At 41.3% G+C, this 14,723-nt stretch carries 11 protein-coding genes; 8 read left to right on the forward strand and 3 right to left on the reverse strand.

What is annotated here, in order from left to right:
* Positions 1-30: 30 nt before the first annotated feature.
* Positions 31-2,052, reverse strand: a complete 2,022-nt coding sequence (gene uvrB, locus FSC11_RS09750) for an excinuclease ABC subunit UvrB (protein ID WP_163166626.1) — start codon at positions 2,050-2,052, stop codon at positions 31-33.
* A 384-nt stretch (positions 2,053-2,436) separates the two neighbouring features.
* Between uvrB and FSC11_RS09755 the strand changes: the two genes are divergently transcribed.
* Positions 2,437-3,225, forward strand: coding sequence for an A1S_2505 family phage non-structural protein (locus tag FSC11_RS09755; RefSeq protein WP_004893982.1), 789 nt, complete (start codon positions 2,437-2,439; stop codon positions 3,223-3,225).
* 186 nt (positions 3,226-3,411) lie between these two features.
* On the forward strand, positions 3,412-4,863 hold the full coding sequence (locus FSC11_RS09760; RefSeq protein ID WP_008304888.1) for a sensor domain-containing diguanylate cyclase: 1,452 nt from the start codon (positions 3,412-3,414) through the stop codon (positions 4,861-4,863).
* Between the two features lie 67 nt (positions 4,864-4,930).
* On the opposite strand, the gene FSC11_RS09765 is transcribed toward FSC11_RS09760, so the two are convergent.
* Complete coding sequence (locus tag FSC11_RS09765) at positions 4,931-5,110, reverse strand: hypothetical protein (protein ID WP_004810533.1); 180 nt, start codon at positions 5,108-5,110, stop codon at positions 4,931-4,933.
* Positions 5,111-5,360: 250 nt separating this feature from the next.
* Between FSC11_RS09765 and FSC11_RS09770 the strand changes: the two genes are divergently transcribed.
* From FSC11_RS09770 to FSC11_RS09780, 4 genes are all read left to right on the forward strand, one after another.
* Positions 5,361-6,440, forward strand: a complete 1,080-nt coding sequence (locus FSC11_RS09770) for an OmpW/AlkL family protein (protein ID WP_171521714.1) — start codon at positions 5,361-5,363, stop codon at positions 6,438-6,440.
* Between the two features lie 225 nt (positions 6,441-6,665).
* The gene (locus tag FSC11_RS09775; RefSeq protein ID WP_163166628.1) at positions 6,666-7,880 is read left to right on the forward strand and encodes an MFS transporter; all 1,215 of its coding nucleotides are present in this window, start codon (positions 6,666-6,668) and stop codon (positions 7,878-7,880) included.
* Positions 7,873-8,007 carry a hypothetical protein gene (locus tag FSC11_RS16420; RefSeq protein ID WP_004810539.1) on the forward strand — a complete coding sequence of 45 codons (135 nt, stop codon included), beginning with the start codon at positions 7,873-7,875 and terminating at the stop codon, positions 8,005-8,007. Before FSC11_RS09775 ends, FSC11_RS16420 begins: the two co-directional genes overlap by 8 nt.
* A gap of 604 nt (positions 8,008-8,611) precedes the next feature.
* Positions 8,612-8,941: a four-helix bundle copper-binding protein gene (locus FSC11_RS09780; RefSeq protein WP_004893963.1), complete on the forward strand. Its 330-nt coding sequence runs from the start codon at positions 8,612-8,614 to the stop codon at positions 8,939-8,941.
* A 130-nt stretch (positions 8,942-9,071) separates the two neighbouring features.
* Here FSC11_RS09780 and sthA read toward each other — a convergent pair whose 3' ends face one another.
* Complete coding sequence (sthA, locus tag FSC11_RS09785) at positions 9,072-10,487, reverse strand: Si-specific NAD(P)(+) transhydrogenase (RefSeq protein ID WP_004810544.1); 1,416 nt, start codon at positions 10,485-10,487, stop codon at positions 9,072-9,074.
* A 217-nt stretch (positions 10,488-10,704) separates the two neighbouring features.
* Between sthA and lipA the strand changes: the two genes are divergently transcribed.
* Both lipA and FSC11_RS09795 read left to right on the forward strand, forming a co-directional pair.
* Complete coding sequence (lipA, locus tag FSC11_RS09790; protein WP_048881541.1) at positions 10,705-11,718, forward strand: lipoyl synthase; 1,014 nt, start codon at positions 10,705-10,707, stop codon at positions 11,716-11,718.
* 349 nt (positions 11,719-12,067) lie between these two features.
* Entirely contained in the window at positions 12,068-14,572 is a 2,505-nt protein-coding gene (locus FSC11_RS09795; protein WP_163166630.1) for an acyl-CoA dehydrogenase, read from the forward strand.
* Positions 14,573-14,723 lie beyond the last annotated feature (151 nt).

Genomic DNA, 14,723 nt, shown 5'->3' on the forward strand with positions numbered 1-14,723 from the left:
TGCACAACTAATCATAGGCAGATCAGATGCTTAACTCAGCATCTGAGCCTTCAAGCGCAGAATTTCATCACGCAAACGCGCTGCCTGTTCAAACTGCAGTTCTTTAGAAGCTTTCAGCATCTCTTTTTCAAGCTTAGTCATATGCTTTGCAAACAGTTTCGGATCTGCCAGCAGATGCCGTTCATCCGCACTTAAAGCTTTAGCCTGATCTGAGATACGTTCATCAATTTGATCATCATCGAGCACCTCTCCAGTATCGATTTCCTTGATCACCTGACGTACGGCACTGCGTGGGACAATACCATGCTCTTCATTAAACTGAATTTGTTTGGTACGACGACGATCCGTTTCGTCAATTGCTTTTTGCATGGAGTCCGTAATCCGGTCCGCATAAAGAATTGCTTTACCTTTCAAGTTACGTGCAGCACGACCAATGGTCTGAATCAGGGAACGTTCGGAACGCAGGAAACCTTCTTTATCTGCATCCAGAATCGCAACCAAGGACACTTCTGGCATATCCAGACCTTCACGTAACAGGTTAATCCCGACCAGCACATCGTAAATACCGGTACGCAATTCATGAATAATTTTTACCCGCTCTACAGTATCGATATCTGAATGCAAGTAGGCTACCTTTACGCCATATTCTTTCAAATACGAAGTCAGGTCTTCTGCCATACGTTTGGTTAATGTCGTCACCAGTACACGTTCATTCAGATCTTTGCGGATATTAATTTCGGACAATACATCATCGACTTGGGTCAGCACTGGACGGATTTCAATTTCAGGATCGACCAATCCTGTGGGACGCACCACCTGCTCTACAATCTGTTCTGACTTTTCCAGTTCATATCGTGCTGGCGTTGCACTGACATAAACCGTGGTTGGAATAATACGTTCCCATTCCTCAAATTTCATTGGACGGTTATCCAGTGCGCTCGGCAAACGGAAACCATAATTCACCAGATTTTCCTTACGTGAACGGTCACCCTTATACATTGCACCAATCTGTGGAACTGTTACATGTGATTCATCAATAATCAGCAAGGCATCATCAGGTACATAATCAAACAGTGTTGGCGGTGCTTCACCTGAGGGACGGCCAGATAAATGCCGTGAATAGTTTTCGATGCCATTGGTATAGCCCAGTTGCTGCATCATTTCTAAATCATAACGGGTACGCTGTTCGATACGCTGTGCTTCCAATAATTTGTCATTTTCACGGAAAAACACCAGACGCTCTTTTAACTCTTCCCGGATGGTTTCAATGGCACGGGTCAGATTATCCTTTGGTGTAACATAATGACTTTTTGGATAAATTGTCACACGCGGTACTTTGCGGATCATTTTGCCAGTCAATGGATCAAACCAGCGGATCGAATCTACCTCATCATCAAACAGTTCGATACGGATCGCATTCTGATCCGATTCGGCAGGGAAAATATCAATAATTTCACCGCGAATACGATAGGTACCACGCAGAAACTCCAGTTCATTACGAGTATATTGCATCTCGACCAGACGGCGAATAATGTCATCCCGACCAATACGATCCCCTTCCACCACATGCAGCAACATGCTCATGTAGGCATTCGGATCACCCAAACCGTAGATTGCAGAAACTGAAGCAACAATAATGGCATCACGGCGTTCTAATAAAGCACGTGTTGCGGATAACCGCATCTGGTCAATATGATCATTAATTGCTGAATCTTTCTCGATAAAAGTATCGGAAGATGGCACATAGGCTTCAGGCTGATAATAATCATAGTAACTAACGAAATATTCCACCGCATTATTCGGGAAGAATGCCTTAAATTCGCCATAGAGCTGTGCTGCCAAGGTTTTGTTATGTGCCATGACAATGGTCGGGCGTTGCGTCCGCGCAATTACATTGGCCATAGTGTAGGTCTTACCGGACCCTGTCACGCCTAGCAATAGCTGATTCTTATAGCCCCGTTCAATTCCCTGAACCAGTTTTTCAATGGCTTGTGGCTGATCGCCAGCAGGTTGATAGCTGGTCACTAAATCGAAAGGGGTTTTATCAGACATAATTTGCGGCAATTCACTGGCAATATTTTGTTGTTCTAATTATGGGGTTAAATCTGAATTACTCAATGCCTAAACAGGTGTCTATTTGGTAAAAATTGAAGTCTATAAGTAACTTAATAGAATGATTACAAAACAGTTCCATCTCATCTTATCCGCTTTGAATATTTTATTAAATTTCAAAAATATTTATTTAAAAATTAGCTAATAATATTTAAGAACTCAAGCAAGTGGCACTTTAAACATCTCTATGAAGATAGGTAAAATTCAGTTACATAAAGTTCTAATTTCTCTTGAGACTTTTGCTTTCTTATAGACACAATTTGCCTTGACCCCTAGCGATTTCAAAGGCAACATGAAACCAATAAGGATATCGAATCAAAAGCCATGACTTACCAATACCATGATGAAAGCATCGTCAAATCCTTGCCAGAAAATACTGTATTTGTATTTGGCAGCAATATGGCAGGGCTGCATGCAGGCGGTGCCGCAAGAACAGCGCTTGAGCACTTTGGTGCTGTAGAAGGGGTTGGTCGTGGCTGGTCTGGTCAAAGCTATGCTATTCCTACAATGAATGAGCATTTGCAACAAATGCCATTGTCACAGATTCAGCATTATATCGATGACTTTAAAATTTATACCAAGAATCATCCGAAAAATAAGTATTTCCTGACCTCGGTCGGCTGCGGCATTGCAGGTTATAAAGTAGAAGAAATTGCGCCTATGTTTAAGGGGATTTCACATAATGTGATTTTCCCGCAATCTTTTCGCCCGTTTGTAGAAAAACCGCTTCCGAAATTGAATGAAAAATTCCTTAAAACCATTTTCCGTGACTCTATCATTTTTGCTGACCCCACCGATGAACTGATCGAAGTGCTTGCAGTGACCGATAGTGAAAAAAGCCTGGCTAAAATTTTACTGAATACCCAAATGTATCCAACAGATAGTAATGGCCGTGATCGTGTTTTTGAGATTCAGGACATTTTGCATAATTTGAATGGCAAGGTTTTCGATTTCCAGAACAATTCTGAAGGTCCTATGGTCTTTGGTGGTGTGATTCTGGCACTGCTTGAACTGTATAATATTAATGAACAGGATTTTTCAGATGTCTGGCATGGTAAGCGTGAAATTGCGCCACCAAAGCCTGAAAATAAAGCACGTAGAAGCCTTCTCTAATTTCAGACTTAGTATCAATCAAAGCCAATTCCTGAATTGGCTTTTTTATTGTGAAATATAAAAGGTGATCTAATAAAAATAGCATTCAATTTCAAGATAAATATTTAATTATCACATTATTCTAAAATCATTTTTTTGGTCTTATACTTGCCTCATTAAATTAAATAATAAAATTGAGCTGCTTGAATGAACATGCTGGATTCTCCAATTTTTGAATTATCTCCTATTGCCATGTGGCTTGAAGATTTTAGTGAAGTAAAAAAACAATTTGATCTCTGGCGTGCTCAAGGGGTGCAGGATTTACTCACTTTTTTGCAAGAAGACGAATCACGTATTTTAAAATGTGCGAAAAAAATTAAACTGCTTAAGGTCAATCCTAAAACACTAGAGCTTTATCAGGCAGATGACTTTAACCATCTAAGTCAAAATTTGGATCTTGTGTTCAAAGAGGATATGAGCAAATCCCACATCCAGGAACTCGTCGCTCTATGGAATGGAGACACCCAATTTTCCCATTTAGCAGTAAACTATACCTTGACTGGTCAGCGTCTGGATATTCAGCTGAAAGGAATTGTCCTGCCACAACATGAGCATGATCTCTCCCTACTCTTGATTACTACTGAAGACATCACTGCTTATACACAAGCTCGTCGTTTAGAAGAACAAAATCGCCATCTGGCTGAAGCTCGTTTTATTTATTCACCGGCTTCATTATGGATCGAGGATTTTAGCCATATTAAAATTAAACTAGATCATTTACGTGATTTAGGAATTGAAGATTTTCAGACTTTTCTGGATGTACATCATGATTTTATTTATGAATGCATTAGAGAGATTAGAATCATTGATGTCAATCAGGCCACTCTCGATCTGTTCGGCGCCTCAACCAAAGATGCTCTATTAAAGAATGTACATAAAGTCTTTGCTAAAGAAATGGTACAGACCTTTAAAGAACAACTTATTGAGCTTTGGAATGGTAATCTGCATCATCAGCGTGAAGCCGTAAACTATGCACTGGATGGCAGTATCCGTCATGTCCTGCTTCAATTCACAGTATTCCCTGATTACCTCCATGACTGGAGTATTGTTCAAATTGCCCTGACAGATATTACCGCACGTAAAAAAGCTGAACATTATCTGGAATATTTAGGCAGACATGATGTCTTGACCCAACTATGTAACCGTTCATTTTACATGCAGGAACTAAACCGTCTGGAGCGTAATTTACTACGTCCAGTATCCTGTATTTTTATGGATCTCAATGGACTCAAAGAATTAAATGACTGCCTTGGACACGATGCTGGAGACAACCAGTTACGTCGCGTGGGTAATATCCTGAATCAACTTATTCAACATACGCCCTATTCTGCCTCTCGAATTGGTGGAGATGAATTTGTAGTCCTTTTACCTGGTGCGGATCAAACTGCTTTGCAAAATTGTCTCAATAGTTTGCATGAACTTTTAGTGGTTGATAACCAGTTTTACTCACATCAGCCAATCAGCCTATCGATCGGACATGCAACCAGCTATGCAGATGAGCGTCTTGAAGACATGCTAAAACGTGCCGATCAAGATATGTATCATCAGAAAAGAAGTCATTATCAAAATAATGACCGCAGAATGCCAGCTTCTCAGTAAGTGGAATGATTTAAATAGCAATAAATAAAAAAGCCATGGTTAAACCATGGCTTTTTTATTAGAAAACTTATCGTTTTCCCATTGAACGACGGGTGCCACGTGGTGGCATCCAGGTTCGATCAGCATAACGTTGTGGCTTGGGACGAAGATCCTCTAAGATCTCATCTGTTGCACCTTGATCAGCTTGCTTCAATGGAAACGGCAAATTAACTAAAGGCTTTTTCTTGGGAGTATTTGGGGAGCTCATCAGCTTGACTCAATAATAACTCAGTCTATTGTACAAAAAAAAAGAGCGAGATGTAAAAACAAGTCTTTTTATTGTGTTATCAAACGATGTTTCATTTAATGTTGCTACCATTTTTTGATTAAAAAAACAACGTCTCAAGTATTCCATTTATCTTAATTTAAGCAATTTTAGAGTAGAGTAAATACTCTATAATTATCCAAATTGAGCTTATAACAATCCGTCATTTAAACTTCATGGAGTGAACTTTAAGATGAAAAAATCAACTTTTATATGTATGGCTACCGGACTTATTGGAATTACTTCCACCACTCAGGCGGCCGACTATTCAAAATATTTCAGTATGGAAGCCGAGGGCTTTAAGCGTTTTTCAGTCTCAGTGGGGGCTTTACATGTCATGCCACAAGGTAAAGCACAGCCCGTTCGTGTAAATACTGCTATTAATGAAGGCTATCAATCCAAAGTTGGAAATATTCAGGCACAAACCGTCATAGATAACCTTGATCCCGACCGTAGACCAAATCGTTTTGTTGAAGGATTAGTCAGACTCATTGGTGCATTTGGGGGGCAAGTATCTAGTGGCCTTTCTGGAGATTCTTATGTATATGGTCTTTCAGAATGGGATAACCCGGGAACAGGTCTTGAAGCAGATGATGTCACTACGCTTGGCATCATGACCAATTATTTCTTCACTGATAACGTTTCATTTGAAATGAAGGCTGGTATTCCCCCCAAAGTAGATATCAAAGGTAAAGGTACAATTTATGCCCCATTTGCTGCTGTGGCAACGCCTTTGGGTGGAATTGCAGGCAATTTAAATCTTGCCAATGATATTAGAATTACAGACTTGGCGCAGTCTAGCAAAGCCGCTGAAGCTCGTGCATGGACGCCTGCTTTTGAATTCCAATATCATTTTGGTAAGACAGGAGTAAATAAATTCCGCCCCTATGTAGGAGTAGGGTTAATGTATGCCTACTTCAATGAACTTGAAATGGATAAAGGCATTGAAGCTGATCTGGTTGCTGCAGGTCATATGATCCAGAATATTATTAATCAGAATGCTGGTGCTTCTCTTGAAATGAAGGACAGTAATGGCAGAATGAAAGTGGATCTCGAAGCTACCGATGCTTTTGCTCCTGTGGTGACTGCCGGCTTTACTTATGATTTCAATGAGAAATGGTTTGCAGTTGGCTCAGTGTCTTATGCCCATTTGCAAAACGAATCTAAGATTACTGTAATCAATGAAAATACCGGGCAAACCTTAATCAACTCTAAAGCCGATGTAGAAATTAATCCGATCCTAGCTTATGCAGGTATTGGTATGCGATTCTAAGACAGTTCAATTTTAAAAGCAGAGCTTAGCTCTGCTTTTTTAAGTTCGGAATTCACCAAATCAGCCAAGACTCTGCCCAATCTCCAGATTCTACTCTGGACCTATCTATTCTCCATAAACATTGAATCTATAAAAAAAATTTATCTTTTAAGTAATTATTATTCTATCGCGACAACAAGTCGAATCGACTAACATAGATTGCGATACTCATCGTACAGATTTCTTATGACCCACAGCCAGTTTTCCAAGCCACTTATTTATATGCTTATTGGTTCAGCAGTGATTCTGGCATTGTCTTTAGGTGTCCGTCATGCATTTGGCCTATATCTGGTGCCGATGAGCGAAGAGTTTGGCTGGGGTCATAATGTTTTTAGCTTGGCTATTGCCATGCAAAACCTGATCTGGGGTGCAGTACAACCGATTACCGGGGCATTTGCCGATAAATATGGTAGCAAAATTGTGGTGGCTGTAGGCGGAGCCTTATATGCAATCGGTCTACTCTTGATGGCAGTCAGCTCAACCGGCTTACTGTTAAATCTGAGTGTGGGTCTGATTCTGGGTCTAGCGCTATCTGCAACTTCTTTTCCGGTGTTATTGTCTGCAGTCGGACGTGCAGCACCACCAGAAAAACGCAGTCTAGCCATGGGCATTGCCAGTGCAGCCGGATCTTTTGGTCAGTTTATCATGCTGCCCTCGACCCTGCTGCTGTTACAGAATGTCGGATGGTCAGCCGCACTGATGGTCAGTGCCATTTTAATCGCACTGATTGTACCCCTCGCCTGGATGCTGAAAGCACCGATGTATGTTGCTGCTAATGCCATTCCTACACCCAATAAAGCATCACTCAGTTTTAAACAGATTCTAGTGGTGGTTAAAAACCATAAACCTTTCTGGTTTCTGGCACTGGGCTTCTTTGTCTGCGGGTTCCAGGTAGTCTTTATCGGAATTCATCTGCCTGGCTATCTGATTGATCACGGGTTTAATGCCACTACTGGAACAATTTTCCTGGCTCTGGTCGGTTTGTTTAATGTGGTCGGCACCTATACCGCTGGCTGGCTTGGTGGGAAATACTCTAAACCGCACTTATTGATGGGTTTATATGGCCTACGCGGCATTGCTATTATTGCATTTTTACTGCTGCCACTCAGCACATGGACAGTTTATGCCTTTGGTGTCATCATGGGTTTATTATGGTTGTCTACCGTACCACTGACCAACGGTATTGTCGCCAATATGTTCGGGGTTAAGTATCTGACCATGCTGAGTGGTATTGTATTTTTCACCCATCAGGTTGGCTCATTCTTTGGTGGATGGCTTGGTGGTGTTAACCATGATATAGCAGGCAATTACAATGCAGTATGGATGCTATCAATTGTATTAAGCATATTTGGCGTACTGGTACATTTCTGGGTTAATGAGGAGCAAATTGTCCATGACTGATTCTCTGCTGAAACTCAAAATCTCGATTGCTGTGGCAATCCTGCTTTTACTCACATTGTCGATTGCACTATGGTTGCAAACCCCTGAACTGTTTGAATACTTTAATCAGGCTTTCTGCGCGCATTAAACTGCTGAAATAGCATCAGTAAATTTCACTATGTTTCAGCACAAAAACTAAAAGTAGTAAAACCCAACAATTACTATATTTCTTTATTATTTCAAAATTTTAGAATTCATAATAATTTTGCGCTGTCTGGGTTTAAGTTTTTTCATATGTTTTGATTATCATAAATAAAGTTGAGGCCTCGTAATAACAAATTTATCCCAGTGATCACGAGCAAAGTATTAGTTAGAATTGTATTCCGAGACAATCAGGTCATTCCATCTTCCCGGCACTCTTTCCAACTGATCATTACCCTTTCTTGAAACGCTATAGCCTGGCGGATTTCCGTCCATTTTAATAAAAAATGAGAATAACGAGAAAGGTAGCCTAAACCTTTGATAAGAATGACTCTGCATATAGATTGTCTACCATTAAGACTGTAACCGCATCAAAAATCTTTTATTTTCAAGCAAAAAGTTAACTCTGAATATTAGGTTTGATCTAATCGATCTTTAACAAAACCAAGCAGCTGTTTACTTTTTCTCACTTAATCTGTCTGGTGTATTTTCCTTTTTCTGCTTAGCGTATTAGAAAATCAGGATTCAGCATATAAATAGAGGAAAAGACCATGAATGAGCTTCAATTTTCAGATTGTGTTCGGGCCTGTATGAGCTGTTCACTCGCATGTGCCAACTGTGCTAGCGCCTGTCTTAAAGAAGAAGATCTGGAGATGATGCGGGAATGTATTCAACGCTGTCTGGATTGTGCAGATATTTGCCAGCTTTGCGCCCGTATGGAACAGAAACAGTCTCCTTTCATGCATGAGATGTGTGAACTCTGCGCCAAAGCGTGTGACTACTGTGCAGAAGAATGTGGTCAACATCAAGACGATCATTGCCTGCAGTGTGCCGAAGCATGCCGTCGTTGTGCTGAAGAATGCCGAAAAATGGCGGCTTAAAAAATTAATTTGATAATCCTGTTCTTCATTTCAAATGGCATAGGTTAATAGTTGTATGCTCAAACCATTCCAATAAAAAAACCCGCAAGCAAATACTTACGGGTTTTTGATCTAACTTGAATTAATCAAATTAAAATAAACGGTTCATACCATTCAGTGTCGCTACACGATATGCTTCCGCCATGGTTGGGTAGTTAAACGTGGTTTCCACGAAATACTTGATGGTATTGTTCGGGCTGTTCATTACCGCCTGACCAATGTGGATAATTTCAGAAGCATTGTTACCAAAACAATGAACGCCTAAAACTTCTAATGTTTCACGATGGAACAGGATCTTCAATTCACCTACCGTATCACCGGTAATCTGGGCACGTGCCAGATGACGGAATGAAGCTTGGCCAACTTCATACGGAATTTTTTCTTCAGTCAACTGCTGTTCAGTTTTACCAATTGAAGAAATTTCTGGAATGGTATAAATACCTGTCGGAATATCTGTCACTGGTGCAACATCTTTCTCTCCACTCATGTTTGCACCTGCACAACGACCTTGGTCATAGGCAGCAGAAGCAAGAGATGGCCAGCCAATCACATCACCCGCAGCGTAGATATTTTCGACTTCGGTTTGATATTGATCATTTACAGTCAATTGACCACGGCTGTTCGGTTTCAAGCCAACATTTTCCAGACCTAAACCATCAGTATTCCCTGAACGACCATTACACCAAAGGATGGCATCTGCTTTAATTTTCTTGCCACTTTGTGTATGTAGAACCACATAATCATCAGATGTTTCAAGGTAATCAATCTGCTCATTGTGACGGATTAACACGCCCTGCTCACGCAAGTGATAAGACAAGGCATCGGAAATTTCATCATCCAGATAGCTAAGTAGCTTCGGTTGCGTATTGATCAGGTCAACTTTATGGCCCAGACCAATAAAGATCGATGCGTACTCACAACCAATCACACCTGCACCATAAATAATGATTTTTTGGATTGAATAATCCAGATCCAGAATTTTGTCTGAATCAAATACACGTGGGTGATTAAAGTCTAGGATTTCCGGACGATAAGGACGAGAACCTGTCGCAATTACTAATTGTTTAAACTGAATCGTTTCCTTAATGCCATCTGGAGTAAATACAAAAATGGTATTTTCATCCTGAACATAGGCACGGCCATGGAAGATATCAATTTTATTACGGTCGTAAAAACGTGAATGTGTTTCAACCTGCTGTTGAATCACTTTATGCGCATTACGAAGCACTTGCTTCATAGTGAACTGTTTCCATTCACCGACTTTCTGGAACATTGGATCACGTTGATAACGGATGATGCTTGATACCGTTTGACGCAATGCTTTACTTGGAATCGTACCAACATGCGTACAGTTACCACCAAGTTGTTCACGCATATCAACGATTGCAACGCGCTTACCCGATTTGGCAAGTTTCATTGCCGCGCCTTCGCCCGCAGGGCCTGAACCTAGAACTACCGCATCGTACTTAACGAAAGTCCCACTAACGACCTCTTTCTTACGTGGCATTCAACGCTCCTTTATAAATTAAATTCATCTGCAATATCTGTTTGCCATATTATGACGTAAATCATGTCATTTTGGTGTATTTAACTGACATATATTATGTGATGAGAACATTTTTTAAATGAATAGTCCTTTTTGCCCCATTTGTAGCTAAGTCCGTTATAATAAAAACGCTATCTTTGATTATCTCCTCCCTTCAAAAACAGTGGAAAAGTTAAATATGTCTGAAAACCGTAAACCTGAACAGGGTGTCAAACTTCGCGGCGCGGAAAAGGTCGCCCGTATTCCTGTAAAAGTTGTACCTACGGTTGAAACACCACGGAAGCCGGACTGGATTCGCGTCAAAATGGCCGCACCTGAAGAAGTACAACGTATTAAAACTACACTTCGTCAGCAAAAATTACATACCGTATGTGAAGAAGCCGCCTGTCCTAACCTGCCTGAATGTTTTGGCGGTGGTACAGCAACCTTTATGATTATGGGTGATATCTGTACCCGTCGCTGTCCGTTCTGTGATGTGGCACATGGCCGTCCAAATGCACTAGATCCAGATGAACCGCGCCATATGGCAGAAACGATTGCTAACTTAGGTTTGAAATATGCGGTAATCACTTCGGTAGACCGTGATGATTTACTGGATGGCGGTGCACAGCATTTTGTCGATTGTATTAAAGAAGCACGTGAACTGAGTCCAAAAACTTTATTAGAAATCCTGGTTCCTGACTTCCGCGGTCGTATGGATATTGCGCTACGTATCATGACTGAATGTCCACCAGACGTGTTTAACCACAATATTGAAACTGTGCCACGTCTGTATAAAGCGATGCGTCCGGGTTCTGATTATCAGCACTCTTTAAACCTGCTGAAAATGTTTAAAGAATACTGCCCGGATATTCCAACCAAATGTGGTTTGATGGTCGGCATTGGTGAAACTGAAGAAGAAGTTATTGCGCTGCTGGATGACCTGAAAGCACATGAGGTCGATTATGTAACGATTGGTCAGTACTTGCAGCCTTCTAAACAGCATGCGCCAATTGACCGCTTTGTAACACCAGAAGAATTCGAGCGCTACGCAGAACATGGCCGTAAGCTTGGCTTTAAGAATATATGGTCGGCTCCAATGGTACGTTCAAGCTACTTTGCCGATCGTCAATACTACGGCGAACCGGTTCCAGCAGTACGTCGTAAAGTTGATCCGGCAAAAAAAATCACTGTTCAGACGATTGAAGCTTAAAAATCGCTTCAGCCCAAGCCCTCTTAAATAGAGGGCTTTTTTATAGCTTATGAGTTTAAATTTAATTTAATCTTTAATAATTTTTTTCTCGTCTTCATTCATTAAGTTATTACTTATCTTCACATTTCTTTGCGTGTTCTCACTTGAATACTGCTTACTTTTCAAACAATCTCAAAAATAGTTAAAACACTTTAATATGTCGTTGAAATATTTAATAACGATAGTTCTCACAAGAACAGCTGTGAACTTGCCTAATTCTTAAATGATGCAAAAATATCGTCAAGTTTTAAGAAAACACATTATTAATACTGGCAGCGGCACAGTTGTATAACCCTGGAGAAATATAACAATGCTATTTATTTTTGCCGTGCTTCTTCTACTTGCCAGTTTATGGGCGATTTTCTTCTTTCAATTTTCCCGTACCACTGGTGCGATTACCCTGATGATCATGTCAGTGGTCTGTGCATTCATCAGCCCTTGGTCGCTATTACTCGGTATTCCCCTAATTCTGATTAGTCTGGTCGTGCTAATTGATCCTCTGCGTATGTCTTTTATTTCCAGGCCAGCTTATAAGGCTTTAGCAGATGCCATGCCAAGCATTAGCCCGACAGAACGTGAAGCGCTGGATTCCGGTACCAGCTGGTGGGAAAAAGAACTTTTTATGGGAGCGCCCAACTGGGAAACCTTTAATAATTATCCTTATCCAAAATTATCGGTCGAGGAGCAGGCATTTCTGGATAACGAAGTTGAAACGCTATGTAGCATGTTAGATGAATGGGAAATCCATGAGAAAAAAATGCTGCCTGAACATATCTGGCAGTATATTAAAGATAATGGTTTCCTCGGTTTGATTATTCCCAAAGAATATGGCGGTCGTGCCTTTAGTTCCTTTGCTCAAAGCCGGGTCATGAGCAAGATTTCTTCGCGTTCTCTCACTGCTGCAGTCAGCTGTATGGTACCTAACTCTCTCGGTCCGGGTGAGCTGTTGCTCCATTACGGTACCGAAGAGCAGAAAAACCGTTATCTGCCAGGGCTGGCACGCGGCGAAGAAATTCCCTGTTTCGGTTTGACCAGTCCAGAGGCAGGTTCAGATGCCGGCGCCATTCCAGATACCGGCGTGGTCTGCTATGGCCAGTTTGAAGGTCAGGAAGTGCTTGGTCTGAGGATGAATTTTTCCAAACGCTGGATTACTTTGGCGCCGATTGCAACAGTAGTAGGCCTGGCCTTTAAAATGTATGATCCGGATCATCTATTGGGGGATAAAACTGACTATGGGATTACCTGCGCCCTGTTACCTGCCGATCACCAAGGCGTCATCGTTGGTCCACGGCACCATCCTGGCTCACCGTTTATGAATGGTACCGTTGAAGGCAAGGATGTATTTATTCCTCTTGACTGGATTATCGGTGGCGTAAAAAATGCAGGTAAAGGTTGGCGCATGTTGATGGAATGTCTGGCTGTCGGCCGTGGTATTTCTCTGCCAGCTTTATCTACCTCTAGTGCCGAGATGACTTATTTGAATGTCAGTGCATTTTCACGGATTCGCCAGCAATTTAAAATTTCAGTGGGTAAATTTGAAGGGGTGCAGGAAGCCAATAGTGAAATCGCCAGTGATGCCTATATGCTGGAAGCTTTTCGCTATTTAGTGACCTGTGGTCTAAATCAAGGCGGGAAACCGGCAGTGATGACGGCGATTGCCAAGTACTATGCCACTGAAACTATGCGTAAAATTGTTAACCATGGTATGGATGTTGTCGGTGGTCGTGCCATTCAAATGGGGCCTCGTAACTTTTTGGCCTTAAACTATCAAGCGATTCCAGTATCAATTACAGTCGAAGGTGCTAATATTCTGAGCCGTTCCCTGATGATTTTTGGTCAAGGTTCGATGCGCTGCCACCCTTATTTATATGAAGAATTACAGCTTCTGCAAGCTGAAGATCCGAAAGCAGCTCTTGATCCCTTCGATAATTTATTATTTAAACATTTAGGTTATACCTTTAACCGGACGGCCCGTTCATTTGCCTATGCCTTTAGTGGCGGTTCAAATTCAGCACCACAAAGTGCGGTTGACTTTACCCGACCTTATTATAAGATCATTAACCGGCTCAGTGCTAACTTTGCCCTGACCGCAGATATGTGTTTAGGTCTGTTGGCGGGGGATATTAAACGTAAGGAAATGCTTTCGGGTCGTCTGGCCGACATTCATGCTCACCTGTTTATTGCATCGGCAATTCTCAAGTTTTTTGAGCATAGCAAAAAAACAGAAGCTGAATGTCTGCATGCCCAACTGGCGATTGAAAAATCTTTATATACCGCTCAGGAAGCGTTTTATGACTTATTTGCGAATTTCCCGGTAGGTGTTGCAGCTGGCATGGTCAAATTCATCTGTTTCCCATTTGGCCGTTCATTGAAAAAGCCGTCAGATCAGCTGAAACAGCAGGTCGCCAATAGCATGATGGAAGACAATGCGTTCCGCCAAGTGCTCAAAAAACATGTCTATTACAATACTCATGAAAATGATGTCACTGGCCGTATGGAATCAACTTTCAATCTGCTACTGGAGATTGAAAAGCTTTGGGATCGCTTTAAAAAAGCTGAAAATAAAGGACAATTTAAAGGACTCAGTTTTGCCGACCATGTAGCCGATGCACAGCTACAAGGCTTTATTAATGATCAGGAAGCAGAAAAACTCTTGCACTATAATGCGCGACGTTATGACAGCATGTTGACCGATGTATTTGATCTGCATTTGAATGAGGTATTAGAGCTTGAAAATCCGTATCTCATGAAAGCGGATGCCAAAGGAACGGATACTTCAGTGCAAACTGATCCTTCACACTCAGTATCACCTTAAATAAAACTTGAATTTAAGGTGTAATAAATTCCAGAGTGAAGTCATTTTATTACTTTACTCTGGAAGCTTCACAAGTGGCTTTTCAGCCACTTTTTTACGACTATTGCACGATGGTATTTCAGATTAAAAGTACTAAGCTAGCCCTATAAGA

Origin of the sequence: Acinetobacter schindleri, assembly GCF_010918895.1 — a bacterium.
GTDB lineage: Bacteria > Pseudomonadota > Gammaproteobacteria > Pseudomonadales > Moraxellaceae > Acinetobacter > Acinetobacter schindleri.